Consider the following 25,593-nt stretch of genomic DNA (forward strand, 5'->3'; position numbering starts at 1 on the left):
AACGGCCGGCCGTGCCGGACCGGTTCACGGCCTCAGCTCATGGCCCAGACGTAGGGGTCGTGGCCGGAGAGCGGGGCGGCCCGTTCGGCGGGCCCGGCGACGCGGATGCCCGAGGCGGTGGCGAGGGCCTGGGTGACATGGGCGGCCGTGACGGTCGGCGGGCCGTCAGGACGCGGTTCCGTGCGGGCCGTGCTGCCGGCGCCGGTGGCGGCTCTGGCCCGGACCAGAGCCGCCGCCTCGTCGAGGAGGCCGAGGGCCGAGCCGGGCAGTGCCCGGTCGGGGACGTGGTCGTGGGCGAGGGCGGCCGCGGCGGTCAGGGCCTCGTCGGTGAGGGTCACCGCATGGTGCGTCTCCAGGCGCGCCCGCCCGGCGCGGAGGATCTCGGCCACGTCGGCGGCGGGCGGCTCTTCGAGCGGGACGGGCTGGACGAGACGGTCGAGGCCGGGGTCGGGGTCCCGGCGGTCGTGGTCCGAGTCCCCGCAGTCACCGAAGACCAGGACACCCGGGCTCTCCAGGAGCGGGCGCAGCAGGCCGAGCGGGGTGGTGGTGCCCTCGGGCAGCCGCAGGCGGGTGAGGGCCCCGGGCACGTGCAGGAGCAGGCCGGTGCTGTCCCTGATCTCGTCGAGGAGGCCGGCCACCAGAGCGGTGCCGCGGGCGCGGTGGCGCGGGTCGCTCAGGACGGCATGCAGGTCCAGGGAGCGGACCCGGTGGCCGAGCAGGGCGTCCGGTACCCGGCCCCGCTCGACGGCCCGGGCGACGCCCACGGCCACGGCCCCCTTGCCCACGCCGGGCGGTCCGGTGAGCAGCGGGATCCGGCGGTCGCGGCGGGTGAGAGTGCGCAGGACCCGGTCGATCTCCGCGGCGCGGCCGACGACGGGAGGGGCGCCGGCGGCCGGGTCCCGGGTGACCGAGTCCAGCAGGGCGGGGGTGGCCGGAGCGGTGACGGACGCACGCACGCGCCGGGGGTCCACCCGGGTCTGCGCGAGCACGTCCGCCAGCACGGTGTCCGCGGTGGCCAGCAGGGCGAACAGGATGTGGAAGGGCTGCACGAGCCGGTGACCCAGCCGGTCGGCCTCCCGCGGTGCCAGTTCGAACACGGCGGTGGCCGCACCGGTCAGCGGCAGGTACTCCCCGGGTTCGACGGTGCCGCTGCCCAGGGCGGGTGCCAGGGCCGCACGCAGCCCTTCGGCGGACGTGCCGAGCAGCCGTACGACCTCGGGCCCGTCCGACTCGAGCAGCGCGAGCAGGACGTGGCCTGGCTCGACGTACCAGTGCCTGAGCGCCCGTGCCTGCTGGCGGGCGAGGTCGACGACGTCCCGAGCCCGGTCACTGAACCGCTCGTACACGGCTCACCTCCGCCAGGTCCGCCCGGGCCCTTCGGGTGTGCGGATGCCCGGGACCAAGCAGCCGTTCCCGCACCGCCACCACCTCCCGCAGCAGCGCCAGGGCCTCCTCGCGGCCGCCGGCGAACGCCAGGTTGCGGGCCAGCAGATGCCGGGTCCGCAGCGTGTGCGGATGTTCCGTGCCCAGCACCCGCCCCCGGTCCGCGAGCAGCACCCGGAGCATTCCGGCCGCCTCCTCCCGGTGCCCCGCCTCGCCCAGGTTCACCGCGAGGAACTGCCGGGTGCGCAGGGTGTCCGCATGGTCGGGGCCGAGCAGCCGCAACTGGTCGGCGAGGAGCCGGCGCAGCAGCCCGGCCGCCTCCACGGGGCTGCCGGCGCCGCCGAGGCTGTGCGCGTGGGACTGGCGGCCGCGCAGGGTGTCCTCGTGCTCGGCGCCCAGGATCCGGGTCTGCTCGTCGACGATCTCCCGCAGCAGCGCGGCGGCCCCCGTCCAGTCCCCGGCCCGGCCCTGCTCGACGGCGGCCGTGTGGCGGCGGCGCAGTTCGGGTCCGGCGGAGGTGGCGAACGCGCGGTTGATGCCCAGAGCGATCGAACCTGCCGTACCGGCACCCCGGTTGAGCGGGGCGGGCAGACCCTCGGCGGCCATGACGGCGCTCAGCCGGCGGTAGAGGTCGTCGACCGTGAGCAGCTCGGGCCCGCCGACCACCCCTTCGCGCAGCAGCCGGATCAACCGGCCGGAGAACGCGGTGTGTTCCTCGCCGGGCAGGGCGAGGGCCACCTGGTCGCGCTGGGCGGAGGTCAGCACGTAGGTGCCGGCCACCTCCAGCCGGTCGATCGGCCCGGGCCCGCCGCCGGGCGGGTCGGCGCTGAGCGAGTCGCCGACGGCCCGGCCGGAGAAACAGCAGTCCAGGACGACCACCTTGGTCTCGGCGGGGGAGTCGAGGACGGCGTCGCGCAGCTTGTCGTACTCCAGGGAGTTGAACTCGGGTGCCTCCCAGCGGCTGTCCGGCAGCGCCAGGTACAGGGTGTGGCGGCGGCCGGCGACCAGGCCGTGACCGGCGTAGTGGACCAGCAGGAGGTCCTCGGCGCCGGCTACGGCGGCGCGCAGCCGGTCGCCGACCGTGCGCAGGTCGCCGTCGTCGAGCAGGACCGTGCAGTGGCTCTCGGGGACGAGCCGGTACGGGGGCTCGGTGAGCAGCCCGGCGAGATCGGTGACGGTCCGCCCGACGGCGGGCAGGTCGGGCAGGGCCGGGTCGGAGTAGCGGCTCGCGCCGATCAGGACGACCCGGGAGCGGTGGGGGTCGGGGAGCCGCACGTCACCCGCCCTGTTCCGGACGCTCCTCCAGTGCCTGCCGCAGGATCTCCGCCACGTCCTCGCGGCTGACCCGCCTGGCGTCGATCTCGACGGCCGGGCCGTGCTCGTGCCGGACGGTCAGTTTCACGTCGCTGCGGCGCGGCTGGGTGATCCAGGCGCGCAGACAGGAGGCGAGCACGGTGAGCGGACCGCCCGCGCCGAGCAGGACGGAGACCGTGTCCAGCGGGGCGCCCAGCTGGCCCTCGGCCGGGGCGCCACCGGTCAGCCGGACCTTGCCGGCCAGCGCCGGCTCGCCTCTGAGCCAGTCGGTCAGGGACTCGGCGTCCGTGACCGGGGCGGGGCTCAGGACGGAGATGATCGCAGTTGCCACGGATTCCCCCGATGCGTGGACGGCCCGTGCCCGAGACCCGCACGGGCCGTGGCGGGCAACGGTGTTGACCTTGACGGCCAGTGTAGGGCCGGGACAGCGGAACGTGACCCGGTCAGTACGGGCGGCGACGGGGCCGGGTGAACGTGCGGGCCACGCAGGACGGGATCACCGTGCTCTCCTCGTGGTCCCGGGCCCGGTACGCGCTCGGCGTCTCCCCGACCAGCTCGGTGAACCGCGAACTGAAGGACCCGAGGGACGTACAGCCGACGGCCATGCACACCTCCGTCACGGTGAGGTCCCCGCGCCGCAGCAGTGCCTTGGCCCGTTCGACCCGCCGGGTCATGAGGTAGCTGTACGGTGTCTCCCCGAAGGCCTTGCGGAAGCTGCGCTGGAAATGTCCCGGGGACATGAGGGCCGTCCGTGCGAGCTCGGTCATGTCGAGCGGCTCCGCGTACTCGCGGTCCATGCGGTCGCGCGCCCGGCGCAGCCGCCGCAGGTCCTCCAGGGTCATGGCCTCAGCATGGCATGCACATCCCGCAGGCGGACCGGGTCTGTTCCTGAGGCTTCGTTCGCCTCCGGTTCTCGCGCAATTGGCTCGTGCTTGTTTGCATTAAGGAATGGACCACATCACGTTCCTCGTGGCGGTCGTGATCGTCACTGCGCTGGCTTTCGACTTCACCAACGGGTTCCATGACACGGCGAACGCGATGGCCACGTCCATCGCGACCGGAGCGCTCAAACCGAAGACAGCCGTTCTGATCAGCGGTGTGCTGAACCTGGCCGGAGCCTTCCTCTCGACGGAGGTCGCCAGGACGATCTCCGGCGGCATCGTCGACGACGCCAAGGTGACCCCGGCGATGATCTTCGCGGGGCTGGTGGGGGCGATCCTCTGGAATCTGCTGACCTGGCTGGTCGGACTGCCCTCCAGCTCCTCGCACGCCCTGTTCGGGGGACTGATCGGCGCCGTGTGGGTCGGTGCCGGCTCCGGCGCGGTCAACTTCGACAAGGTTCTTGAGAAGATCATCATCCCGGCGTTCGCCTCGCCGGTGGTCGCGGGCGTCGCCGCGCTGATCGCGACGTACTGCGCCTACAAACTCACCGCCCGCGGCCGCGAGGGTTCGGTGACCAAGGGCTTCCGGCTCGGACAGATCGGCTCGGCCTCGCTGGTCTCGCTCGCGCACGGCACCAACGACGCCCAGAAGACCATGGGCATCATCACCCTGACCCTGATCTCCGTCGGCGCGCTCCCGGGCGACGCCGGGCCGCCGATCTGGGTGATCTTCAGCGCCGGTCTCGCCATCGCCCTCGGCACCTACATCGGCGGCTGGCGGATCATCCGCACCATGGGCAAGGGCCTGACGGAGATCCAGTCCCCGCAGGGCTTCGCGGCGGAGACCGCCTCCACGGCCGTCATCCTGACCTCGGCCCACATGGGCTTCGCCCTGTCCACCACGCAGGTCGCCTCCGGTTCCATCCTCGGCGCGGGTCTCGGCCGACGGCTCGCGGAGGTCCGCTGGGGCATCGCCGGCCGCATGGTGGCCGCCTGGCTGATCACCCTGCCCTGTGCGGCGCTGGTCGGCGGCATCTCCGCGGCCACGGTCAAGCACGGCGGCAACTTCGGCACGGTCGTGGTCGCGCTGGTCGGCGCCGCGCTCGCGGCGGGCATCGTCCTGCTGTCGCGACGCAACCCCATCGACGCGAAGAACGTCAACGACGGTCACGAGGTCGCCATCCGCACCACGCCCCCGTCCAACGTCGGCACTGCCGCCTGAGTGAGGGAGTTCCCATGAACATCGACTGGACCGCACTCGGCGAGGTCACCGCGGTGAGCATCGGAGTTACATTCGCCGTGGTGGTCGTCTTCGCCTTCGGCGTCCTCGGGCTCGCCCGCTACGAGGCGGCCAAGGAGCACGGCGGCACCAGCACCGTGGGCGCCGCCCAGGCCGGGCTGTGCTTCCTGGCCTGCGCGGCGGTGGTGGCGTACGGCATCTACCTGATCGTCCCGCAGTTCCACTGACCCACCGACCCACAAGCCGCTGAGGAGGACTGGATGACGACGCCGGACCTGCTGTCCGACCTGGCCGACCTGAAGGTCGACTACAGCGACCCGGACGATCCCGTACTCATCCGCCCGGACGGATCACCGATCGACACCTGGCGGGAGAACTACCCGTACCCGCAGCGCATGGAGCGCAAGGAGTACGAGTGGCACAAGCGGCTCCAGCAGATCGAACTGCTGAAGCTGCAGACCTGGATCAAGGAGACCGGACGCCGGATCGTCATCGTCTTCGAGGGACGGGACGCGGCCGGCAAGGGCGGCACCATCAAGCGCTTCACGGAGCACCTGAACCCCCGTGGCGCGCGGGTGGTGGCGCTGGAGAAGCCCTCCGAACGCGAGAGCGGCCAGTGGTACTTCCAGCGCTACGTCGAGCACCTTCCGACGGCCGGTGAGATCGTCCTCTTCGACCGGTCCTGGTACAACCGGGCCGGTGTCGAGCGGGTCATGGGCTTCTGCTCGGAGGACGAGTACCAGCGCTTCATGCGGCAGGCCCCGCTGTTCGAGCGGATGCTCGTGGACGACGGGGTGGACCTGGTGAAGTTCTGGTTCTCGGTCTCGCAGAGCGAGCAGCGGACCCGCTTCACCATCCGCCAGGTCGACCCGGTACGGCAGTGGAAGCTCAGCCCGATGGACCTGGCCTCGCTGGCCCGCTGGGACGACTACACGGCCGCGAAGGTCGCGATGTTCCGGGCGACGGACACCGAGTACGCCCCCTGGACGGTGGTCAAGAGCAACGACAAGAAGCGGGCCCGGGTCGAGGCCATGCGCAGCGTCCTGGCCCGCTTCGACTACGCCAACAAGGACGAGGAGGTCGTCGGCAGCCCGGACCCGCAGGTCGTGGGCGCGGCGGCGGGCCTCCTGGAGGCCGGCGAGGACGACCACCGTTAGCACCGACGCCGAGGGGGCCGGCCGGGTCCCCGGCCGGCCCCCTTGCTCGTGGAACCGGCGGAACACGGCCGCGCCGGTTCCACGAACGGCTGACGTCCGGTCGCCGCCTCAGTCGGCCATGGTGTCCTCGATCTCCGCGCGCAACCGCTTCTGCTCCCGCGCGCCCAGCGAGGCGCCGTCGGTGACGTGCAGGGCCCAGGGGGTCGCGCAGGGGCCCTCGTGGTCCGGGTCCGGGCAGATCGTCTCGACGAAACGGTCGGTGAGGGCGTCCACCTGCTCCGAGGTGGCCTCCAGGGCGATGACCACTTTCCAGAGCCGGGGCGCGTCGTTCATGGCGGCCCTTCCGTGACGGGGGGAAAGACGACCGCACCCGGTCCGCAGTGGTCGCCGTGGGTGGCGGCCTGCGGGCCGGGTGCGGGGAGGGGGACCGGAAGGTCAGGCCTTCTTGGTCTCCCAGAAGATCTTGTCGATCTCGGCGATGAGCTCCAGGGCCTTCTCGCCGGTCTTCGGGTCCGTGGACGCCTTGGCGGCGGACAGGGCCTTCAGGGTGTCGTTCACCAGCACGTGCAGCTGGGGGTACTTCTCGAAGTGCGGGGGCTTGAAGTAGTCGCTCCAGAGCACCGACACGTGGTGCTTGGCGAGCTCGGCGCGCTGCTCCTTGATGACGGTGGCGCGAGCCTGGAAGTGCGGGTCGTCGTTGGCGGCCATCTTCTCCTGCACGGCCTTCACCGACTCCGCCTCGATGCGGGCCTGGGCCGGGTCGTACACACCGCAGGGCAGGTCGCAGTGCGCGCTGACCTTGACCTTGGGGGCAAACAGGCGGGAAAGCATGGAGCATTCCTTCCTCGTGATCGTCTTCTCAGGTGGGACATTACTCCCTGGGAAGCCTGAATTCGCGAGTGCCCCCATGGGCTTAGGACAAAAGTCCAGGGTCAGACTGACACTGGTGGAGGAACGGACCGGGGAGGTGCCGGCGATGCCGGAGCTGTCGCAGGAGACCGAGCGGGGGAGGGGTGCCGCGCCCTTCGGGCTGGCCGAGGTGACCGGCCCCTCGATGGTGCCCACGCTGTACCAGGGGGATCAGCTCCTGGTGCGGTACGGGGCCCGGGTGAGAGCCGGTGACGTCGTCGTCCTGCGCCACCCCTTCCAGCAGGACCTGCTGGTCGTCAAGCGGGCCGTGGAGCTGCGCGAGGGCGGCTGGTGGGTGCTCGGGGACAACGCGTACGCGGGCGGGGACAGCACCGACTACGGGACCGTGCCCGAGGAGCTGATCCTCGGCCGTGCCCTGTTCCGCTGGCGGCCGCTCAGGGCCGGTCAGCGTTCGCCGCTGGCACTGGCGCGCTGGGCGCTCTCGGCGGCCCGCCCGGTGCTCGCCGAGCGTTCGGGCCGGCCCGGCCGGTCCGCCTCCAGGCGTTTGCGGGCCCGGTAGGCGGCCACGTTGGCGCGGGTCGCGCAGCGGTCCGAGCAGTAGCGCCGGGAGCGGTTGGTGGAGGTGTCGAGGTAGGCGTTGCGGCACGGCGCCGCCTCGCACAGGCCGAGCCGGTCGACGCCGTACTCGGTGAGATGGAAGGCCAGGCCCATCGCCGCGATCGCCGCATAGCCCGCGGTGGCGTTGGAGGGGTGGTCGGCCAGGTGCATGTGCCACAGCGGGCGGTCGTCCTCGTCCCGGTGGTCGTGGCCGGAGATCTGCGGGGAGACCGGGAATTCGAGCAGCAGGGAGTTCAGCAGGTCGACCGCCAGGGTCTCGTCGCCCTGGTCGGCGGCCTCGAAGACCGCGCGCAGCCGGGCCCGTACCGAGCGGAAGCGGGTGACATCGGCGTCGGTGGTGCGCCGGGCCGCCGACGCGTTGACCCCGAAGAGGTCGCGGACGGCCTCGACCGAGGTCAGGGAGTCCTTGCCCCGGGCCGGTTCCTCGCTGTTCACGAGTCGGACGGCGTAATCCGAGTAATAGGCCAGTTCCACTTGTAGTCCTTACGGGGGTGTTCTACGGTCAGTGGTGCGGTCGGGTAACAGCCGGTCGTGCTTCCAGGGTATTACGGGACTTGTGCGGCGGAGGGTTGCCATGACGGATGCGCAGACGACCACGACCGGGACCGACTGGCGGGCCTGGCAGGAGAGCTGGGACCGGCAGCAGGAGTGGTACATGCCCGACCGGGAGGAACGCTTCCGGATCATGCTCGACATGGTCGAGGCGCTCGTCGGTACGGCCCCGCGGATCCTCGACCTCGCGTGCGGCACCGGCAGCATCACCGCCCGGCTGCTGAGCCGCTTCCCGGCGGCGGTGAGCGTCGGCGTCGACCTCGACGCGGCCCTCCTCGCCATCGCCGAGGGCACCTTCGCGGGCGACGAGCGGGCCGTGTTCGTCACCGCCGACCTCAAGGACCCCGACTGGCGCACGAAACTGCCGTACGACTCCTACGACGCCGTCCTGACCGCCACGGCCCTGCACTGGCTGCACAGCGAACCCCTCGCGGCCCTCTACGGTCAGGTCGCGGAACTCGTCCGCGACGGCGGTGTCTTCATGAACGCGGACCACATGATCGACGACAGCACGCCCCGGATCAACGCGGCCGAACGGGCGCAGCGGCATCTGCGGATGGATCAGGCCAAGGAGGCAGGGGCGCTCGACTGGGCCGAGTGGTGGCAGCTGGCCGCGCGGGACCCGGCACTGGCCGCGCCGACGGCCCGCCGGTTCGAGATCTACGGCGAGCACGCGGACGGCGACATGCCCCCGGCGGCCTGGCACGCGCGGGTGCTGCGGGAGAAGGGCTTCGGGGAGGCCCGGGCGGTGTGGTGCTCGCCTTCGGACACCCTGCTGCTGGCCGTTCGGTAGACAGCGTGAAGGGGCGGTACGAGAGCCTCGTACCGCCCCTTCGGTGTTCGCGGGCGCGGGTCCCTACAGCACCTTCGACAGGAACGACTTCGTCCGGTCGTGCTGCGGGTTGGTCAGGACGTCGCGCGGGTGGCCGGACTCGACCACCACACCGTCGTCCATGAAGACCAGGCTGTCGCCGACCTCGCGGGCGAAGCCCATCTCATGGGTGACGACGATCATCGTCATGCCGTCCTCGGCCAGGTCCCGCATCACGTCCAGGACCTCGCCGACCAGCTCCGGGTCGAGCGCCGAGGTCGGCTCGTCGAAGAGCATCAGCTTCGGCTGCATGGCCAGCGCGCGGGCGATCGCCACGCGCTGCTGCTGGCCGCCGGAGAGCTGCGCCGGGTAGTGGCCCTTGCGGTCGCCGAGGCCCACCCGGTCCAGGAGCCGCTCCGCGCGCTCCCGGGCCACCGCCCGGGACTCGCGCTTGACCTGGACCGGCGCCTCCATGACGTTCTCCAGCGCCGTCATGTGCGGGAAGAGGTTGAAGCGCTGGAACACCATGCCGATGTCCCGTCGCTGCGCCGCGACCTCCTTCTCCTTCAGCTCGTAGAGCCTGTCGCCCTGCTGGCGGTAGCCGACCAGGTGGCCGTCGACGTAGAGCCGGCCGGCACTGATCTTCTCGAGGTGGTTGATGCACCTGAGGAACGTGGACTTGCCGGAACCGGACGGACCGATCAGGCAGAACACCTCGCGCGGCAGCACCTCCAGGTCGATGCCCTTGAGGATGTGCGCGAGACCGAAGGACTTGTGCACGCCCTCGGCCTTGACCATCGGCGCGCCGCTGCTCGGCGGGGTGATGTCCTTGGCGAGACCGGTCATCGGGCCACCTCCGGGCGGCGGAAGGAACCGAACAGCCGGAGGTTCTTCCGCAGACGCTGGAACGGCGTCGGCGGCAGGTTGCGCGTCGAACCGCGGGCGTAACGGCGCTCCAGGTAGTACTGGCCGACGCTGAAGACGCTGGTGAGGATCAGGTACCAGATCGACGCGACGAAGTACATCTCCACGATCGCCAGCGAGGTGCTGGAGATGTCCTGGGCGCGCTTGATCAGTTCGTTGAACTGCACCGCGTACGCCAGCGACGAGGTCTTGAGCATGTTGATGAACTCGTTGCCGGTCGGCGGCACGATCACGCGCATCGCCTGCGGCAGGATCACCCGGCGCAGCGTCTGGCCGCTGGTCATGCCGAGCGCGTGCGAGGCCTCGGTCTGGCCCTCGTCCACCGACTGGATGCCGGCCCGGACGATCTCCGACATGTAGGCGGCCTCGTTCAGACCCAGACCCAGCAGCGCCGCCAGGAACGGCGTCATGACCTGGTTCATCTCGTCCTTGTAGAACCCCAGGTTGAGGATGGGGAACACGAGGGACAGGTTGTACCAGAGCAGCAGCTGCACCAGCACCGGAGTACCGCGGAAGAACCAGACGTACAGCCAGCCCACGGTGCTGGTGACCGGGTTCGTGGACATCCGCATCACCGCGAGGACGATGCCGAGGACCAGACCCAGGACCATCGCGAGCACCGAGATGTACAGCGTGTGCCAGACACCGGACAGGATCGTGCCGTCCGTGAGGTAGTCCGGGATGATGCCGTAGTTGATGTTCGCGTTGGAGAAGGCGATACCGATCAGCACCAGGACGGCGATGACGGCGGCGCCGGCCACCCAACGGCCGTAGTGGCGCACCGGGATGGCCTTGATCTGCTCCGGCGGCACCGACGGCGCCGGAGTCTTGTCGACCGTGTCAGTCACAGTGACAGCCCTTCAGTCTTGCCCGGGTGCTCAGGAGCCGCCGTTGATCTTCGACTCGGTGACCCCGCCCTGCGTGACGTTCCACTTCGCCAGGATCTTCCCGTACTCGCCGTTCTTGACGATCGCGTCGAGGGCGGCCTGGAGGGCGTCCCGCAGCTGGGTGTTCTCCTTGGTGACGGCGATGCCGTAGGGGCCGGCCTCGATCTGGTCGCCGACGACCTCGAAGTCCTTGCCGCCGCCCGAGGTCTTGGCGTTGTAGGCCGCGACCGGGAAGTCGTTCAGGTCGGCGACGGACGCGCCCTGCTTCAGGCGGAGCAGCGCCTCGGGGTCGGTGTCGAAGGTCTGCAGGGTGATGGCCTTCTTGCCGTCCTTCGTGCACTTCGTGCTCTGCGCCTTGGCGATGCCCTCGGACGTGGTGCCCTGCTGCAGGGCGACGACCTTGCCGCACAGGTCGTCCAGGGACTTGATGCCCTTCGGGTTGCCCTTCTGGACGAGGATCGAGGTGCCGGCGGTGAAGTAGTCGACGAAGTCGACGCCGTTGCCGACCTTCTTGCCGGTGTCGGAGTCGATGCCGTTCTGGCGGTCCTTGGTGTCGTTCATCGCCGACATCACCATGTCGAACCGCTTGGACTGCAGGCCCACGATCAGCTGGGCGAACTTGCCGTTCTGGAAGTCGAACTTCACGCCGAGCTGCTTGCCCAGCGCGTCCGCGATGTCGGGGTCGACGCCGACGGCCTTGCCGCCCTCCATGTACTCGACCGGCGGGTAGGCGATGTCCGAGCCCACCTTGATCACACCGGCCTTGCGGATGCTGTCCGGCAGCTTGCTCGCCAGCGGGGCCGAGGACGAGGAGGAGCCGGTGTCGCTCCCCTTGTCGGTCTGGTCACCGCAGCCGGTGAGGATCAGGGCGCCTGCGACCGCGATCGCACCGAACGCTGCGGTCCTGGAGCGCGCGACACTGGTACGACGGGTGGAGCTAGCGGTCATGGTGGGTTCCTCCGGCGGTGGGTTGAACAAGCCGATATACCGATGTGCCTGATATGTCGATATGCCGATGGGTCGACGGAAACACACACCATCGGGTGTCGCGACCTCGTGGGTTTACGGCATCCTGCCATTGGGATTGCCCCATTCAGGCGTGTCACGATGTCAAAATCGGATAACGGGTGACCCCCGTGACACGTCGGGCCGGGCCTCCCCCGACCTGCCGCCCCGCACATCTGCGGGAATCCGGCCTTCCGGCCGGAAGATCTTCGGTTCACCGCCGGTTCATCCCCGGCCGTACCCCGGGCCGTCTGCCGGTCACCCGCACCGCTCATCTGTCGGTTGCCTACGACATCCGTGATGTGACCTTGCGCCTATTCGACTCGTCGCGGGCGCGGTCCGTCCGGTAAGAAGGTTCTTTACACCCCTCATCCGGGGCTCCAGGGCGCGTGTGCGGCGCGCCCGTCGTGCAGGTGCCCGTACGTGCCACTCGTACGTATCAGTCATCGGGTCCTGCGCGGTGCCCGTCCACTTCCTCACCGGAAGTGGCCGACCCTCAACCATGCATACCTAAGGGGTAAGACAAGTGGCAGCGGAGATCGTCAATCCTCGCAGCGACAGCACGCCGGGCAGTTCGGACCAGGACGGCGGGGCCGAGCCCCTCGACTCCTTCGATCCGGCGTTCGCGCTCCACCGCGGCGGCAAGATGGCCGTGCAGGCCACCGTGCCGATCCGCGACAAGGACGACCTTTCCCTCGCGTACACGCCCGGAGTCGCGCGCGTGTGCACCGCGATCGCGGAACAGCCCGAGCTGGTCAACGACTACACATGGAAGTCGTCCGTCGTGGCCGTCGTCACCGACGGTACGGCCGTGCTCGGACTCGGGGACATCGGCCCAGAGGCCTCCCTCCCCGTGATGGAGGGCAAAGCGATCCTCTTCAAGCAGTTCGGCGGCGTGGACGCGGTGCCGATCGCCCTCGCCTGCACCGACGTCGACGAGATCGTGGAGACCGTCGTCCGGCTCGCCCCCTCCTTCGGCGGGGTCAACCTGGAGGACATCTCGGCACCGCGGTGCTTCGAGGTCGAGCGCAGGCTCCAGGAGCGGCTCGACATCCCGGTCTTCCACGACGACCAGCACGGTACGGCCGTCGTGACGCTGGCGGCGCTGCGGAACGCGGCACGGCTCAGCCGCCGGGAGATCGGCCAGCTGCGGGCGGTGATCTCCGGCGCCGGCGCGGCCGGGGTCGCCATCGCCAAGATGCTGGTCGAGGCCGGCATCGGGGACGTCGCCCTGACCGACCGCAGAGGCATCATCTCGGCGGACCGTGAGGACCTCACCGCCGTCAAGCGCGAGGTCGCCGGGTTCACCAACAAGGCCGGGCTCAAGGGCACCCTGGAGGACGCGCTGGCCGGCGCCGACGTCTTCATCGGCGTCTCCGGCGGTACGGTCCCCGAGGAGGCCGTCGCCTCCATGGCCGAAGGCGCGTTCGTGTTCGCCATGGCCAACCCGAACCCGGAGGTGCACCCCGACGTCGCCCACAAGTACGCGGCGGTCGTCGCCACCGGGCGGTCGGACTTCCCGAACCAGATCAACAACGTGCTGGCGTTCCCCGGCATCTTCGCGGGCGCGCTCCAGGTGCGGGCCTCCCGGATCACCGAGGGGATGAAGATCGCCGCGGCGGAGGCGCTGGCGTCGGTCGTCGGTGACGATCTCGCGGCGGACTACGTCATCCCGTCGCCGTTCGACGAGCGGGTCGCCCCGGCGGTGACCGCGGCGGTGGCCGCGGCCGCACGCGCCGAAGGCGTTGCCCGGCGCTGACGTCGCCCCGAATGGCCCCGCCCGGGAGGGCGGGGCCATTTTTCTTCCAGCCACCCCTCCGTTCGGGTGTTCACGAGGTGACCGCCGCCTCGCAGCCGCGCAAGAGGGGATGTGTCACAGCGGCCCCCGGTTTCGCCCCCGGCCCCGGGAACCTATCGTCGGCGCTATGTTCGCCGTCTACGCCGCCCGAATCGACCGCGACCAGCCGCTCTCCGGCCTCGAGTTGGGGGATCGTCCCGCCCCCGAGGCCCGCCCCGGCTGGAGTACCGTCGACGTCCGCGCCGCCTCCCTCAACCATCACGACCTCTGGTCCCTGCGCGGCGTCGGCCTCCCGGAGGACCGGCTGCCGATGATCCTCGGCTGTGACGCCGCCGGTGTCGACGCGGACGGCAACGAGGTCGTCCTGCACTCCGTGATCGGGCAGAGCGGCCACGGGGTCGGGCCGGAGGAACCCCGCTCCATCCTCACCGAGCGCTACCAGGGCACCTTCGCCGAGCGGGTCGCCGTACCCACCTGGAACATCCTGCCCAAGCCCAGGGAGCTGTCCTTCGCGGAGGCCGCCTGCCTGCCCACCGCCTGGCTGACGGCGTACCGGATGCTGTTCACCAACGCGGGCGTCCGTCCCGGTGACTCGGTCCTCGTGCAGGGAGCGGGCGGCGGGGTCGCCACCGCCGCCATCGTGCTCGGCAAGGCCGCGGGGCTGCGGATCTTCGCCACCAGCCGGGACGAGGCGAAGCGCAAGCGGGCCCTGGAACTGGGCGCCGTCGAGGCGGTGGAACCGGGCGCCCGGCTGCCGCAGCGCGTGGACGCCGTGATCGAGACCGTCGGCGCCGCCACCTGGTCCCACTCGGTGAAGTCGCTGCGGCCCGGCGGCACCATCGTCATCTCCGGCGCGACCAGCGGCGACCGGCCCTCGCACGCCGAGCTGACCAGGATCTTCTTCCTGGAACTGAAGGTCGTGGGCTCGACCATGGGGACCAAGGACGAGCTGGAGGACCTGCTCGCCTTCTGCGCCGCCACCGGCGTACGCCCCGTCATCGACGAACTGCTCCCGCTCGACCGCGCCCGCGAGGGCTTCCAGCGGCTGGAGTCCGGCGAGCAGTTCGGGAAGATCGTCCTGACCAACTCCTGACCCGCTCCTGACCCGCTCCTGAGCCGGGACGGAGGGAGAGGGAGTTGAGAGACGGGAGACAGGGGAGAGGGACGGCGACGCTCCCCGGCTCCCTCCCCGGCGCTTCTCAGGGCTTCGGGCCGCGCAGCAGCGCTCCGATGCGGGCCGCCGCCGTCGACAGGTGGCGGCGGGTGTCGTCGAGCTGCTCCGCGGTGACTCCGTGGTCGCGGGCCGCGTCGCGGATGTCGTCGCGGAAGCGGTCCAGGAGCCGGTCGAGGTCGCGGGCCGGATCGCCGGTGCCGGTCCCGTCGCCGTGCGCCCACTCGGGGACGTACTGCGCCGGGAAGTCCTCCGGGGTCTCGGTGTACTCGGGTGCCGGTGCCGGCTTGCGGAGGTCCGGGCCCGGTCCGGGCTGCGGCTCGGTACGGCCCCCGAAGCCGAACTCCTTGCCGAACCCCTTGCCGTAGTCCTTTCCGAACTCGCCCAACTCCTTGGCGAGTTCGGTGAGGCCCTCGCGAACCCCCGTCGGCCAGTCACCGCGGGCGAAGTGGTCCTGGACCTGCTCCTGCACCCGGTGGGCGATGCGCTGCATCTCCTCCTGGGCCTGCGCACGTGCCCGGGCCTGGGCCTCCTGGGCCTGCCGGCGCGCCCGCTGGGCCTCGTCACGCGCCCGGCGGCTCTCGTCCTTGGCGCGGCGGGCCTGCTCCTTCCACTCCTGCTTGACGCGCCGCATCTCCTCCTTGGCGGCCCGCCAGGACTCCTTGTCGCCGAGGTCGCCGAACTCCCCGGCCCCGGCTCCCGTCCCGCTGCCGCGCCGGGCCTCGGAGGCGGCCGCCCGGACCTCGCGGCGCAGATCGCCTGCCGCGCCTCGGACGTCGGCCCTTATCTCGGCGGCCAGTTCGGCCACCGACTCGCGGATCTCCAGCTCCAGGTCCGCCAACTCGCCGCTGCGGTCCGCCAGTTCGGCGCGGCCCGCGTCGGTGATGGCGTACACCTTGCGGCCGCCCTCAGTGGTGTGTGTGACCAGGCCCTCGGCCTCCAGCTTGGCGAGGCGGGGGTAGACGGTGCCTGCCGACGGGGCGTACAGGCCCTGGAAGCGTTCTTCGAGCAGCCGGATCACCTCGTAGCCGTGGCGCGGAGCCTCGTCCAGGAGCTTGAGCAGGTAGAGGCGCAGGCGGCCGTGGGCGAAGACGGGAGGCATGTCAGAGCACCTTCTTGTCGGTCGTACCGTCTGCCGGGGGTGCGGACCCCTCGGGCCCGGGTTCGGGGTCCGGGCCGGACTCCCAGGCCGTCTTCTCGTCGTCCTCCTTGGGCGGGCGGCGCAGCAGGGCGATGGAGCCGGAGACCGTGGTGGCGCGGAGCTTGCCGTTGCCCGCGCCGAGGCGGCCGGTGATCTTGTGGGCGCCCCACTGGCCGTGCACCCGCAGTCCGTCGAAGGCGTTGGAGATCGTGCCGCTGGCGGTGTTGGCCTCGACCTCGGCGTCGGCCGGATGCGGCAGCCGGATGGCGATCTCGCCGGAGACGCTGGTCAGCCGGACGTCCGTCGGACCGTCCGGGTCCAGGTCGATGATCATGGAGCCGCTGACCGAGTCGGCGCGCACGGCGGAGCCCGAGCCCTCGACGACGGTCAGGTCTCCGGAGACGGAGTTGAACCGCAGGTCACCGGTGACGGCCTGGGCCTCCAGGTTCCCGGAGACGGTGTCCGCCCGGACCTCGCCGGCGAGACCGACCAGGGTGGTGTCACCGGTGACGCCCTTGACCACGGACGTGCCGCTGATCCCGGAGACGACGGCGGCGGCGCCCACCACGCCCACCTCCACGCGGGTGTCCGCCGGGACGGCGAGCGAGACGACCGCGCTGCGTCGCCAGCCTTTGCGGTCGAGCCACTTGAGGAAGCCCTTCCACGGCAGGTCGTCGTAGGCCACCGTGAGGGTGCCGTCCCGGTGCGTGACGATCAGGGGCGGCCCTTCGATCTCGGAGACTTCCAGGCGGGCGGAACCCTCGTCCGTGCCCACGACGTTGACTGTTCCGTTGACGATGCGCACGTGCAGATCGCTCACGGGGGTGTCGAAGGTGAGCTTCCTGGGCTCAGCGACGGACCACTCGGACATGGTGCGGACCTCCCTCGGCCGGGCATGGCGGCTGGATGCGGACGCGCATGCACGGTTCGCGCCATATCGCGTCTTCCATAAACACGATATATCGTGGCCGGTGGAAGTCAAGGCGCTCTTCTGGGTGACCAGCCGGGCGTGCAATTGACCTTCGTCCGGCCGTAAACGCCTCATATCAGGCGACAAGCGGGCGCATTGCCTACCGTGTGTCCATGCCGACCGACGAATCCCCGCCCGTGTCCCGGTTCGCGCACACCCCCGTGCCGGGTGCCCTGCTGCTGTGCCGGACCGATCCGGGCTCCGTCGCGCCGCTCGCCCCTCTCCTGCGGGAACGGATGCTGCTGACCCCGGCCGGCGAGTGGAGCGTCCTCGTCCCCGAGGGCGCGCCGTGGCTGCGCGGGGGCGAGCCCGTCGACCGGGTCCTGACCGGCTGGGCCACCACGCTCGCCGTGGGCTCCGGGTGGCCGGTCCTGGCGCTGTGGTGGGATGCCGACCGGGCCGGCTGCACCCTCGCGTCCGGCTTCCGGCGCCCGGTCGGATACGTATGGCTCGCCGACGGCACGCCCGCGGGCGAGGACGAGGAGTTGCGCGCCCTCGCCGCCCGGCTGGGCCTCGACCCGGTTGCCGACGTGGAGGCGCTGGACCGGCTGACCGTGCCGGAGCCGGGGGCCGACGCGTGCGCGCGCCTGCGCGGGCTGATGGAGGTCCTCACGCGTGCGGGGGTGCACCTGCGGGACGGGCTGGCGCCGGGCGAACCGCCCGGACGTCTCCGGGAGGCGGCCGGCGCCGGGGCCGACGTGAGGCATGTCGAGGACACCGGGGGCGACGGCGTGGCGGGGGGAGGGACGGCGCCGGCGCATCGGCTGGCCGTGGCCGAGCTGGCCGTCGGGGTGCCGGTCGCCGCCTGGGGGGTGAGGCGGCGCAGCGCGGGGTGGGCCGTGGCGGGGGCGGTGCTGACGGTGCACGGGGTGCTGGAGCTGTCGTACGAGACGATGTTTCCGCGGGACTGACCGGGACTGACCGCGCGCGGCGGGGGCTGACCGGGAACGGACGCGACCGACCGGGACCGGCCGCGACAGGCGCGCGGGGTCCGCCGCGCAGTTCCCCGCGCCTCCGGCCGGGCGCTCCGCCCCCGCCGCGGACCTACTCCTCGTCCTCGTCGTCCAGCCGGGCCAGCCAGGTGGCCAGGCGCTCCACCGGGACCTCGAAGTCGGGGTTCAGGTCGACGAAGGTGCGGAGCTGTTCCGCGAGCCACTCGAAGGTGATCTCTTCCTCGCCGCGCCGCTTCTCCAGTTCCTCGATGCCTCGGTCGGTGAAGTACATGGGTCGCTCTCCTGCGTGCAAAGTGTGGACGCCCGGTGATGGGCGCCTCCCAGCCTAGGCCGACCGCAAAGGTGTGCCGTCGGCGAAGGGTAGGGCTCGGCTCCGCAGGGAAGGACTCTTTCCCCGTGGATTGAATCGGCGATGTGTTCCCGTGCGGGAAGAGCGGGAAACCACGAACGGTACGGCGTAGGGAGCACACGGGGCTCGGGGGGACGGGGGAGCGGAATGGAGCGGGACGCTACGCGGATAGCGCGGGTGCGGCTGCCGGACGGCACGCCGGTGTGGGCACGGATCTCGGGCGCCGAGGAACTGGCCGTGCCGACAGGGGAGTTGTCGTACACGGACACCGGTCTCACCGAGCGCGTGGAAGCGACCGTCGAGAGCCTGAACTCGCTGGTCGGCGGAGTCGCGCGGTCGCTCGCCGGGCCGTTGCGGGCGGTACGGCCCGACGAGGTGAGCGTCGAGTTCGGTATCGAGCTGACCGCGAAGGCCGGCAAGGTGGTCGGGCTGCTCGCGGACGGGGAGGCGAAGGCGGCCGTCACCGTGACCCTGACCTGGCACGGGGGCGGCCCGCCCGACCCGGAAGCCGGTCACGCGGACTCCGCGGGCACTCCGGCGGGCGCATCCGGCGGCGCCCCGGTGCACGGGGGCGCCCGCCGGGCCGGGGCCGGGGGCGCGGAATGACGGAAGGGCACGACGGGGGCGCATCCGGCGGCTGGGATCCGGCCCACCATGCGCTGCGTGACCTCGTGATGGCGGCCACCGTACGCATCCATCGCACAGGTGTCGGGTATGCCCCCGAGGAGTCCGGGGAGTTCCTCGGCAGTGGCTTCTTCATCGCACCTAACTGGGTGCTGACCTGCGCCCATGTGATCGACGGCGGGGAAGGGGGCGAGGTCACGGTGGTCTATCAGCCCGGTCCTTTCGAGGAGCCCTGCGCGGTGCCCGGCAAGGTCGCCGCGACCCTCCCCGAGCACGTGGACCGCCCCGTCCCCAGCAGCTGGCCCGCCCCGGACCTGGCGCTCGTCCGGTTGCGCGAGCCGGTGGACCACGACTGCGTCTACGTCTCCGAGCGGCCGATGCCGCACTACGCCGCGGGCCGCGTCTTCTACGCCGGCTGGACCTCCTTCCAGGGGCGGCCGGAGATCCTCGACGGCTTCCTCACCGTGCACGGCACCATCGGCGGCTGGTCGTCGGGCGTCCAGATGCGCGTCGGGGAGAACGACCTGCCGCCCGGGGTCTCCGGCGGACCGGTGATCGACCCGGTGCGCGGCGAGGTCGTCGGCGTCCTCAAGTCACGCGCCGCGGGCGGAACGGGGGGGACGTCGATCGGGATCGAGCGGCTGCGCACCCTGCCCACGGCGCCGGGCGACCGGCGGCACGACCTGTACCGGCACGGGCTGCGCCACCACGACCCGTACCAGCACGACCTCTACCAGGCGGTCTGCCACGCGCACGACCGCTACCACCGCGACCGCCAGCAGCCCACCGACTCCGGGCGCCCCACCTGGACCGACCTCCAGGCCGACCTCGGGACCCGCCCGGGCCGCACGCTGAGTCCCAACGAGCGGGTGGAGCTGCTCGGCCGGCTCGCCGATCTGCCGCCGCCGGAGAGCACCCGCGGCCTGCTCGACATCCTGCACTCGCTGCCGAACTTCCGGCTGCCGAACCTGTCGCCCGCGCCGCGCGGCTGGCGGGACGGCCTCGGCGCGCTGTACGAGAACGTGCGCAACGACGGCGCGCTCCGGCTGGTCGCCGAGTACGCGATGCGGGTCATGACCGCGGAGCGCCCGGTCACGCCGTTCGTGCTGGACGCCGAGCAGGCCCTGTGGGAGTGGATCAAGCAGGCCGCGACCCGGCTGGACAGCGAGTACCGCAGCGAGCTGGCCCGCAGGCGCGCCCAGCACCTCGGTGACCGGCTGCGCGAGCGCAACGGGCGCGACCGGGGCGAGCACCGGGTGGCGGGAGCGGCGGGGGAGCACGGGCGGGAGCATCCGCAGGGCGCCGCGCGCGCCCAGTCCGTCCTGCTCGAGGTGGAGCATCTGGCCTGGAACCGCGGGCACTGCGACTGGTCGGTCGCGGTGGTGCGGGGCGACGGCGAGGCGACCCGGCTGGACGACGGGCAGGGTGCCCCGCTGGCCGACCTCGCCGCCCGGGTCGCCGAGCCGCTCGCCGAGGCCTTCCGCCGCTGTGACGGGCCCGGCCGGCCGGTGCCGCTGCACGCCGCTCTGCCGCATCTGCTGCTCGACCTCCCGGTGGACGAGTGGCGGCTGCGCCCCGGTGCCGACCCGCTGGGCGTCGAACGGCCGGTCGTGGTCCGCTGCAAAGACCGCGACCAGCTGCCGGGGGAGGACGGCTGGTACGGCGGTGACCTGCCCGGCGACGGATCCTGCGGCGACGGGCCGCCCGACGACGAGGAGGAGGCTGCCCGTCGTGACCGCTGGCAGCGGGTGCACGCCGGGCGCGAGCGGTCCGAGACCCGGGCCAGGGCCGACATTCTGGACTGCGACGACGCGGTGCGCCGGCCGGTGTCGGACGTGGCCGCGCTGCGCGAGCTCGCGCCCGGGACCGTCCCGGTGCTGTGCCGGCAGGGCGACCGGCGCTACCCGGACGACGCCACCGCACTCGGCCGGATCGTCAGGGCCGGGTACGGGGTGGTGCTGTGGCGTCGCTGGAGCCGGCAGAGCGACTCCGTGTGCGGGGAGTTCCATCGAGGCACCCGGATGACGGTCTACGGCGTGGACGGCGCCTGGGAGCTGCCCGAGTCCGTACACACGCTGCGTAAACAGGTGCGCGAGGGGCTCACGGAGGCGTTCTGGGCCAAGGGCATCGCTCTCCTGTACGACGATCCGCATCAACCCCTGCCCGGTACGGGTGACCTGCTTCAGGCGCCGTGAACTCGCGCGCCCTGTGTGAGGCCCTTACGGGGTCCGGTGAAGGTCGATAACGTGAGGCACGTTCGATGGCTGCCGTGGGGACCGGACGGACGAGTGACGACGAGGACCGGACATGACCGAATCCAGTGAGTGGCTCATCTACCGAGGCGCCGGCGAACCCCACGACGGCATGAACAGGCTGCCCCCGCCGCCTCCTTGGCGGGACTTCTCCGGCCGGAGCGCCGAGGGCGGCGGCGACGGCGGCGACGGCTCCCGGGACCGCAGGCTCGGCGCCAACCGGCATCTGGCCGAGCTGCACCGGCCCGGCGCCGAGGAGCTGGAGATGATCAACGCGGCGCTGTACCTGCGCCGGCCGCTCCTGGTCACCGGCAGTCCCGGTGCGGGCAAGAGCACCCTGGCGCACTCGGTGGCCTACGAACTCGGCCTGGGTGACGTGCTGCGCTGGTCCATCGTGAGCCGCTCCACGCTCCAGGACGGCCTCTACCACTACGACGCCATCGCGCGGCTCCAGGATGTCCAGATCGCCGCGCAGGGCGGGTACGGCGCGGCCGGCGGCACCCCGGGTGCCGTGGAGGCGATCGGCAGTTATGTCCGCCTCGGGCCGCTCGGCACGGCCCTGCTGCCCTCCGACACGCCGCGAGTGCTGCTGATCGACGAGCTCGACAAGAGCGACATCGATCTGCCCAACGACCTGCTGAACGTGCTGGAGGAAGGGGAGTTCGAGATCCCCGAACTCCAGCGCATCGCCGACCGGCTGCCCAACGGCGAGGCCGAGGTGCTCACCGCCGACGGCGTCAAGGTCCGGATCCGCGACGGCCGGGTGCGCTGCCGGGCCTTCCCGTTCGTGGTCCTCACCAGCAACGGCGAACGGGACTTCCCGGCCCCGCTGATGCGCCGCTGCATCCATCTCCGGCTGGACCGCCCGGACCACAACCGGCTCGCCACGTTCGTCCGCGCCCACCTCGGCGACGAGGCGGCCCGCGCGGGAGACGACCTGATCGGCCGCTTCCTCGAGCGCTCCCGCAGCGAACTCCTCGCCGCCGACCAGCTGCTGAACGCCATCTACCTCACCGACGCGGCGGCCCCGCCCAGCCGCGACCGGCTCGCCGACCTGCTCATCCAGCGGCTCGACCGCCCGAGGTGAGCCGCTGATGCCGGACGCAGCGCCTCGACACGGCCCCCTTCCATCCGGCCCCGACCTGCCCGGCGCCGACGGCGACCCGCTGGCCGAACTCGTCCGCAGGCTGCGGGAGGTCGGGCTCGACCCGGACACCGAGGGGCTCAGCGACGCCCTCTGGCTGGCCCGGTGGACGCGGCCCGCCGGCGAGGCACCGGCGCAGGCGGTTCCCGGACCCGCGGGCGGCCCGCGGAGGGGAACCGCCGTACCGCCGAAGGGCCCGACGGGCGACACCCCGTCCGCGGACGCCGGGAGCCGGACGGCGCGGCCGGCACCGGTAGCCCCCGGGCCGGGCGGAGCCGATCGCCGGGCCTCCCTGTACCCCGTGCCGCAGCAGCACGGCGGCGGGCACGGCGGGCGGACCGGCCGGGTCACCGGACTGCCGGTCGGCGTGCCCGCGGCCCCCGCGCTGCCCGCGCCACTCGAACTCCAGCGCGCTTTACGGCCGTTGCAGGCCTACCGGAGCGCCGCACCGCCGTTGCGCACCGAACTGGACGAGACGCGGACCGCCGAGCACAGCGCACGTGCGGGCGGCCTGATCCTGCCCGTGTACCGCGCGGTGACCCGGGGCGACGCCCGGCTGCAACTGGTCCTCGAGGCCTCTCCGTCGATGCGGGTCTGGGACCGGATGTTCACCGAACTGGTCCAGGTGTTCGGCCAGTTGGGTGCCTTCGGGGACATCCAGATCAGCCACCTGCACGCCGGCCCCGACGGCGAGCCGGCGGTCAGTCGCAGTGCGGACGTGCACGCGGCCCCGCTGCACACCGCCGACCGCCTCAGCGACCCGACCGGGCGCCGGATCACCGTCCTGATCAGCGACTGCGCCGGACCGCTGTGGCACAGCGGTCGCGCGCACCGGCTGCTGCACCACCTGTCCCGGCAGGCGCCGGCCGCCGTGCTGCAGCCGTTGCCGCAGCGGATGTGGAGCCGGACCCGGCTGCCCGTCACCTACGGCGAGCTGAGCCGCGGCGAGACGCTGGGCGGCGCCACCGCGCTGCGGGTGCGCACCCCGGCCGGTGCCGTGGCCAGCGGCCCACGGGGTGCCGTGCCGGTGCCGGTGCTGCCGCCCGAGCCGGTGGCGCTCGGGGCGTGGGCGAGGCTGCTGTCCGGGGCCGGCGCCGGGCCGGTGGCGGGCGCGGTGGGATGGGTGCGCGCGGACCAGCCGCCCGCGCCGGCCGTACGGGCGGGGCGGGCGCCGTCGCCGGTCGAGCGGGTCAGCAGGTTCCAGTCGGTCGCCTCCCCGAGCGCCGGCCGGCTCGCCGTCTACCTGGCCGCCGCCCCGCTCTGTCTGCCCGTGATGCAGCTGGTCCAGCGGACCATGCTGCCCGACTCCGGCCCCTCCGAACTCGCCGAGGTGCTGCTCGGCGGCCTGGTCACCCGGGCCCGCGAGGGCCACGCCGATCAGCACGCGGACGGCACCCAGTGGTACGAGATGGACCCCGAGGTCCAGGAGGGGCTGCTCTCCGCGCTCGGCCGGGACGAGGCACTGCTCGTCCTCAAGCACTGCTCCGAGTACATCGAGCAGCGCTTCGGCAAGGGCGGCCCCAACTTCCCGGCCCTCGCCCTCGCCCAGCTCGGTGACGGCGGTTCCGGACGGCCGTACACCCCGCCGGGCACCGGCTACCCGGCGCGCAACGGCGACAACACGGACGCGACCCTGGTCCCGCAGCCTTTCGCCGAGGTGGCGGCCCGCGTACTGGAGCGCTTCATGCCGCTGCCCGAACAGTTCCGCCTCTACGGCAGTCGCGACACCGCCGTACGACCGGGTGAACACCGCACCCACCAGGCGGTGGACCGGGCCCGTGCCCTGCTCGCCCGGTTCGACGCCGAGGGCATGGTGCAGGACCTGATCGACGCCGTGCAGCTGCTGCGCGGCGCCACCGGGCACGAGGAGCCGGTGGGGGCGGACCCGGAGCTGTGGGCGCAGTACGCCCACTGCACGCTGCGCCTGTGGGAGGTGCAGGGCGGCGCCGATCTGCTGCGCGAGGCCGAGGAGGCGGCGGAGCGGGCCGTGGCCCACCCGCACGCCCGGCGTGAACGCGCCGTCCTGGCCGGGGTGCTGCGGGCCGCCGCCGGCGACCGCAGGCGGCACGGTGACCGGACCGGCGCCCTCGACCTGCTGCGCCGCGCCGACCGGGAGTACGCCGTGGCCTGCGGCGCCCCCGACCTCGAACAGCCGGAGGCGCTGCGGCTGACGCTGGAGCGGGTCGGCGCGCTGGAGGCGCAGTGGAGCCTGGGCGGCGACAGCGCGCTGCTGCAGAGCGCCGTCGGCATGCTGGAGGCGTTCGCCGACGCCTGGCCGGACCGTCGGCACCGGCCGCCCGAACTGCCGCGCGCCCACGGCCGGATCCTGCTGCGCCTGTCGGACGCGACGACCGACCCGGAGCAGGCCCGGGGCTACGCGGAACAGGCCTCCCGCTCGTTGCGCGACGCCCTGGAGACCGCTCCCGAGGCCCCGGACCGGGTCGGGGTACGGCTCGACCTGGTGGATGCCCTGCTGCGCGCAGGTGCCCCTCTGGACGAGGCCCAGGACCTGATCGACGAGACCCTGGCGGTCACCCGCAGGCGCGGTCGGCGGGCCGCCCTGCACCTGCGGGCGGGGCGCGTCAGGGTCGCCCGGTACACCGAGACCGGTGACCCGCGCGAACTCCAGGAGGCGGCCAACGCGTTCGCGAGCGCGGCGGCCGAGTTGCCCCGGGACGATCCCGAGTACTCCCAGATCCTCGCCGAGTGGGGCGAGGCGCTGCTGCGCCGGGCCGACTCGGAGACCGGCGACCGCGCGTGGGCGCCGCTGTCGCAGGCGATCCGGGTGCTGCGGGACTGCCGCCGGGAGACCTCCACGGGGAACCGGGAGCTGGGACTGCGGCTGCTGCTGCTCGGCCGGGCCCTGATCCTGCGGTACCGGCTGCGCGGCGACCGCGTCGATCTCCGGGAGGCGGAGTACCTCTTCGGGCTCGCGGCGGACGAGGCGGACGAGGCGGGGGCCCCGATGCTGGCCGCCCGCTGCCGCCTGGAGCTGGGCCAGGCCCAGTACGAGGCCTTTCGCAGCCTGGGCCGTCCGACCCGGCTCGACGAGGCGATGGACGCGTTCCGTCTCGCCGCAAAGTCCGCCCGGGAGGCGGAGGGCGGGGCCCGCACCGAACGCCGCCGTCAGGAAGCCGTGGTGCTGGGCGCGCAGGCCCACCACTGGCGGGGTATGTCCTATGAGGCGGCCGCCCGTCCACGGGCCGCGCGCGAGGCCTACCGGGCCGCCCGGACGGAGTGGTCGAAGCTGCCGGAGGGCACGCTGGTCCCGGGGGAGCCGACCGCCGGCGACTCGGCGGAGCGGCTCGCCGCGTTGGAGTGAGCGCTGACGATGGAGAGGAACGGGGACATGAGCCGACAGGACGACACGGAGCGGGTACCGGGCGGACCGACGGCCGGTGAGCCGCTGCCGGAACTGCTGGAGCTGGATCTGGAGGAGCTGAGGACGGTCCGGCACCCGGTCCTGCACGAGGTGCTGGAGGGCCTGCGGGAGCGGGCGGAACGGCCGGGCGAGATGCTCTGGGGCTTCAACAGCGCGATGTGAGCCAC

26 protein-coding genes are annotated in these 25,593 nt (G+C 72.4%); 13 read left to right on the top strand and 13 right to left on the bottom strand.

Features of this window, described 5'->3' with window-relative positions:
• Nucleotides 1-32: 32 nt before the first annotated feature.
• The 4 genes from ACFXI4_RS17515 to ACFXI4_RS17530 all read right to left on the bottom strand — a co-directional run bounded on the left by ACFXI4_RS17515 (nt 33) and on the right by ACFXI4_RS17530 (nt 3,539).
• Nucleotides 33-1,346: a Clp protease N-terminal domain-containing protein gene (locus ACFXI4_RS17515; RefSeq protein ID WP_384991443.1), complete on the bottom strand. Its 1,314-nt coding sequence runs from the start codon at nt 1,344-1,346 to the stop codon at nt 33-35.
• Nucleotides 1,327-2,658, bottom strand: coding sequence for a tetratricopeptide repeat protein (locus tag ACFXI4_RS17520; protein WP_384991446.1), 1,332 nt, complete (start codon nt 2,656-2,658; stop codon nt 1,327-1,329). Before ACFXI4_RS17520 ends, ACFXI4_RS17515 begins: the two co-directional genes overlap by 20 nt.
• A gap of 1 nt (nt 2,659) precedes the next feature.
• On the bottom strand, nt 2,660-3,028 hold the full coding sequence (locus ACFXI4_RS17525; RefSeq protein WP_384991449.1) for a hypothetical protein: 369 nt from the start codon (nt 3,026-3,028) through the stop codon (nt 2,660-2,662).
• Between the two features lie 112 nt (nt 3,029-3,140).
• On the bottom strand, nt 3,141-3,539 hold the full coding sequence (locus ACFXI4_RS17530) for a helix-turn-helix transcriptional regulator (RefSeq protein WP_362725594.1): 399 nt from the start codon (nt 3,537-3,539) through the stop codon (nt 3,141-3,143).
• Between the two features lie 106 nt (nt 3,540-3,645).
• Here ACFXI4_RS17530 and ACFXI4_RS17535 point away from each other — a divergent pair, with 106 nt between their 5' ends.
• The 3 genes from ACFXI4_RS17535 to ppk2 are packed head-to-tail and all read left to right on the top strand — an operon-like array spanning nt 3,646 to nt 5,975.
• A complete protein-coding gene (locus ACFXI4_RS17535) occupies nt 3,646-4,800 on the top strand; it encodes an inorganic phosphate transporter (RefSeq protein WP_362725591.1) in 1,155 nt (384 codons plus the stop codon).
• 14 nt (nt 4,801-4,814) lie between these two features.
• Nucleotides 4,815-5,045, top strand: coding sequence for a hypothetical protein (locus tag ACFXI4_RS17540; RefSeq protein ID WP_384991453.1), 231 nt, complete (start codon nt 4,815-4,817; stop codon nt 5,043-5,045).
• Nucleotides 5,046-5,078: 33 nt separating this feature from the next.
• Entirely contained in the window at nt 5,079-5,975 is an 897-nt protein-coding gene (gene ppk2 / locus ACFXI4_RS17545; protein ID WP_384991456.1) for a polyphosphate kinase 2, read from the top strand.
• Nucleotides 5,976-6,083: 108 nt separating this feature from the next.
• Here ppk2 and ACFXI4_RS17550 read toward each other — a convergent pair whose 3' ends face one another.
• Both ACFXI4_RS17550 and sodN read right to left on the bottom strand, forming a co-directional pair.
• Nucleotides 6,084-6,308, bottom strand: coding sequence for a hypothetical protein (locus tag ACFXI4_RS17550; protein WP_362723757.1), 225 nt, complete (start codon nt 6,306-6,308; stop codon nt 6,084-6,086).
• A gap of 102 nt (nt 6,309-6,410) precedes the next feature.
• The gene (gene sodN, locus ACFXI4_RS17555; protein ID WP_055634112.1) at nt 6,411-6,806 is read right to left on the bottom strand and encodes a superoxide dismutase, Ni; all 396 of its coding nucleotides are present in this window, start codon (nt 6,804-6,806) and stop codon (nt 6,411-6,413) included.
• 145 nt (nt 6,807-6,951) lie between these two features.
• Between sodN and sodX the strand changes: the two genes are divergently transcribed.
• The gene (gene sodX / locus ACFXI4_RS17560; RefSeq protein ID WP_384991524.1) at nt 6,952-7,404 is read left to right on the top strand and encodes a nickel-type superoxide dismutase maturation protease; all 453 of its coding nucleotides are present in this window, start codon (nt 6,952-6,954) and stop codon (nt 7,402-7,404) included.
• Here the strand turns inward: sodX and ACFXI4_RS17565 are convergent.
• On the bottom strand, nt 7,290-7,937 hold the full coding sequence (locus ACFXI4_RS17565; protein ID WP_384991459.1) for a CGNR zinc finger domain-containing protein: 648 nt from the start codon (nt 7,935-7,937) through the stop codon (nt 7,290-7,292). The two genes, sodX and ACFXI4_RS17565, sit on opposite strands and share 115 nt — an antisense overlap.
• A gap of 100 nt (nt 7,938-8,037) precedes the next feature.
• Between ACFXI4_RS17565 and ACFXI4_RS17570 the strand changes: the two genes are divergently transcribed.
• Nucleotides 8,038-8,808, top strand: coding sequence for a class I SAM-dependent methyltransferase (locus ACFXI4_RS17570; protein WP_384991461.1), 771 nt, complete (start codon nt 8,038-8,040; stop codon nt 8,806-8,808).
• A 63-nt stretch (nt 8,809-8,871) separates the two neighbouring features.
• Here the strand turns inward: ACFXI4_RS17570 and ACFXI4_RS17575 are convergent, their stop codons facing one another.
• From ACFXI4_RS17575 to ACFXI4_RS17585, 3 genes are read right to left on the bottom strand one after another with little or no spacing between them, the layout of a single operon-like run.
• Entirely contained in the window at nt 8,872-9,672 is an 801-nt protein-coding gene (locus tag ACFXI4_RS17575) for an amino acid ABC transporter ATP-binding protein (protein ID WP_362720212.1), read from the bottom strand.
• Nucleotides 9,669-10,598 carry an amino acid ABC transporter permease gene (locus ACFXI4_RS17580; RefSeq protein ID WP_362720214.1) on the bottom strand — a complete coding sequence of 310 codons (930 nt, stop codon included), beginning with the start codon at nt 10,596-10,598 and terminating at the stop codon, nt 9,669-9,671. The genes ACFXI4_RS17575 and ACFXI4_RS17580 overlap by 4 nt, the downstream gene beginning before the upstream one ends.
• A 30-nt stretch (nt 10,599-10,628) precedes the next feature.
• Nucleotides 10,629-11,585, bottom strand: a complete 957-nt coding sequence (locus tag ACFXI4_RS17585; RefSeq protein ID WP_362720217.1) for an ABC transporter substrate-binding protein — start codon at nt 11,583-11,585, stop codon at nt 10,629-10,631.
• 583 nt (nt 11,586-12,168) lie between these two features.
• On the opposite strand from ACFXI4_RS17585, the gene ACFXI4_RS17590 reads away from it, so the two are divergent.
• Entirely contained in the window at nt 12,169-13,401 is a 1,233-nt protein-coding gene (locus ACFXI4_RS17590) for an NADP-dependent malic enzyme (protein ID WP_362720220.1), read from the top strand.
• Nucleotides 13,402-13,567: 166 nt separating this feature from the next.
• Nucleotides 13,568-14,533, top strand: coding sequence for a zinc-binding dehydrogenase (locus ACFXI4_RS17595; RefSeq protein ID WP_384991467.1), 966 nt, complete (start codon nt 13,568-13,570; stop codon nt 14,531-14,533).
• A gap of 106 nt (nt 14,534-14,639) precedes the next feature.
• Here the strand turns inward: ACFXI4_RS17595 and ACFXI4_RS17600 are convergent, their stop codons facing one another.
• Nucleotides 14,640-15,713, bottom strand: a complete 1,074-nt coding sequence (locus ACFXI4_RS17600) for a PadR family transcriptional regulator (protein WP_384991470.1) — start codon at nt 15,711-15,713, stop codon at nt 14,640-14,642.
• A 1-nt stretch (nt 15,714) separates the two neighbouring features.
• On the bottom strand, nt 15,715-16,623 hold the full coding sequence (locus tag ACFXI4_RS17605; RefSeq protein ID WP_362720225.1) for a DUF4097 family beta strand repeat-containing protein: 909 nt from the start codon (nt 16,621-16,623) through the stop codon (nt 15,715-15,717).
• A gap of 212 nt (nt 16,624-16,835) precedes the next feature.
• Here ACFXI4_RS17605 and ACFXI4_RS17610 point away from each other — a divergent pair, with 212 nt between their 5' ends.
• Nucleotides 16,836-17,633 carry a hypothetical protein gene (locus ACFXI4_RS17610; protein WP_384991474.1) on the top strand — a complete coding sequence of 266 codons (798 nt, stop codon included), beginning with the start codon at nt 16,836-16,838 and terminating at the stop codon, nt 17,631-17,633.
• A 133-nt stretch (nt 17,634-17,766) separates the two neighbouring features.
• On the opposite strand, the gene ACFXI4_RS17615 is transcribed toward ACFXI4_RS17610, so the two are convergent.
• Entirely contained in the window at nt 17,767-17,946 is a 180-nt protein-coding gene (locus ACFXI4_RS17615; protein ID WP_152776632.1) for a DUF6104 family protein, read from the bottom strand.
• A 225-nt stretch (nt 17,947-18,171) separates the two neighbouring features.
• Here ACFXI4_RS17615 and ACFXI4_RS17620 point away from each other — a divergent pair, with 225 nt between their 5' ends.
• The 5 genes from ACFXI4_RS17620 (at nt 18,172) to fxsA (ending at nt 25,588) form a co-directional block, all read left to right on the top strand.
• Nucleotides 18,172-18,630, top strand: coding sequence for a CU044_2847 family protein (locus ACFXI4_RS17620; RefSeq protein ID WP_384991477.1), 459 nt, complete (start codon nt 18,172-18,174; stop codon nt 18,628-18,630).
• Complete coding sequence (locus ACFXI4_RS17625) at nt 18,627-20,843, top strand: trypsin-like peptidase domain-containing protein (RefSeq protein WP_384991480.1); 2,217 nt, start codon at nt 18,627-18,629, stop codon at nt 20,841-20,843. The genes ACFXI4_RS17620 and ACFXI4_RS17625 overlap by 4 nt, the downstream gene beginning before the upstream one ends.
• A gap of 112 nt (nt 20,844-20,955) precedes the next feature.
• Nucleotides 20,956-21,987, top strand: a complete 1,032-nt coding sequence (locus tag ACFXI4_RS17630; protein ID WP_384991483.1) for an AAA family ATPase — start codon at nt 20,956-20,958, stop codon at nt 21,985-21,987.
• Nucleotides 21,988-21,994: 7 nt separating this feature from the next.
• Nucleotides 21,995-25,366 (top strand): SAV_2336 N-terminal domain-related protein, encoded by a 3,372-nt coding sequence (locus ACFXI4_RS17635; protein WP_384991485.1) that lies wholly within the window; start codon nt 21,995-21,997, stop codon nt 25,364-25,366.
• Nucleotides 25,367-25,393: 27 nt separating this feature from the next.
• Entirely contained in the window at nt 25,394-25,588 is a 195-nt protein-coding gene (fxsA, locus tag ACFXI4_RS17640; RefSeq protein WP_384991488.1) for an FxSxx-COOH cyclophane-containing RiPP peptide, read from the top strand.
• The last annotated feature ends 5 nt before the right edge of the window (nt 25,589-25,593 follow it).

The organism is Streptomyces sp. NPDC059224 (assembly GCF_042754285.1).
GTDB lineage: Bacteria > Actinomycetota > Actinomycetes > Streptomycetales > Streptomycetaceae > Streptomyces.

Coding starts and splice junctions, on each gene's coding strand:
- ACFXI4_RS17625 (WP_384991480.1), top strand. CDS start 18,627: ATGACGGAAGGGCACGACGGGGGCGCATCCGGCGGCTGGGATCCGGCC.
- sodN (WP_055634112.1), bottom strand. CDS start 6,806: ATGCTTTCCCGCCTGTTTGCCCCCAAGGTCAAGGTCAGCGCGCACTGC.
- ACFXI4_RS17600 (WP_384991470.1), bottom strand. CDS start 15,713: ATGCCTCCCGTCTTCGCCCACGGCCGCCTGCGCCTCTACCTGCTCAAG.
- sodX (WP_384991524.1), top strand. CDS start 6,952: ATGCCGGAGCTGTCGCAGGAGACCGAGCGGGGGAGGGGTGCCGCGCCC.
- ACFXI4_RS17585 (WP_362720217.1), bottom strand. CDS start 11,585: ATGACCGCTAGCTCCACCCGTCGTACCAGTGTCGCGCGCTCCAGGACC.
- ACFXI4_RS17575 (WP_362720212.1), bottom strand. CDS start 9,672: ATGACCGGTCTCGCCAAGGACATCACCCCGCCGAGCAGCGGCGCGCCG.
- ACFXI4_RS17530 (WP_362725594.1), bottom strand. CDS start 3,539: ATGACCCTGGAGGACCTGCGGCGGCTGCGCCGGGCGCGCGACCGCATG.
- ACFXI4_RS17615 (WP_152776632.1), bottom strand. CDS start 17,946: ATGTACTTCACCGACCGAGGCATCGAGGAACTGGAGAAGCGGCGCGGC.
- fxsA (WP_384991488.1), top strand. CDS start 25,394: ATGAGCCGACAGGACGACACGGAGCGGGTACCGGGCGGACCGACGGCC.
- ACFXI4_RS17540 (WP_384991453.1), top strand. CDS start 4,815: ATGAACATCGACTGGACCGCACTCGGCGAGGTCACCGCGGTGAGCATC.
- ACFXI4_RS17595 (WP_384991467.1), top strand. CDS start 13,568: ATGTTCGCCGTCTACGCCGCCCGAATCGACCGCGACCAGCCGCTCTCC.
- ACFXI4_RS17605 (WP_362720225.1), bottom strand. CDS start 16,623: ATGTCCGAGTGGTCCGTCGCTGAGCCCAGGAAGCTCACCTTCGACACC.
- ACFXI4_RS17630 (WP_384991483.1), top strand. CDS start 20,956: ATGACCGAATCCAGTGAGTGGCTCATCTACCGAGGCGCCGGCGAACCC.
- ppk2 (WP_384991456.1), top strand. CDS start 5,079: ATGACGACGCCGGACCTGCTGTCCGACCTGGCCGACCTGAAGGTCGAC.
- ACFXI4_RS17535 (WP_362725591.1), top strand. CDS start 3,646: ATGGACCACATCACGTTCCTCGTGGCGGTCGTGATCGTCACTGCGCTG.
- ACFXI4_RS17635 (WP_384991485.1), top strand. CDS start 21,995: ATGCCGGACGCAGCGCCTCGACACGGCCCCCTTCCATCCGGCCCCGAC.
- ACFXI4_RS17570 (WP_384991461.1), top strand. CDS start 8,038: ATGACGGATGCGCAGACGACCACGACCGGGACCGACTGGCGGGCCTGG.
- ACFXI4_RS17610 (WP_384991474.1), top strand. CDS start 16,836: ATGCCGACCGACGAATCCCCGCCCGTGTCCCGGTTCGCGCACACCCCC.
- ACFXI4_RS17620 (WP_384991477.1), top strand. CDS start 18,172: ATGGAGCGGGACGCTACGCGGATAGCGCGGGTGCGGCTGCCGGACGGC.
- ACFXI4_RS17550 (WP_362723757.1), bottom strand. CDS start 6,308: ATGAACGACGCGCCCCGGCTCTGGAAAGTGGTCATCGCCCTGGAGGCC.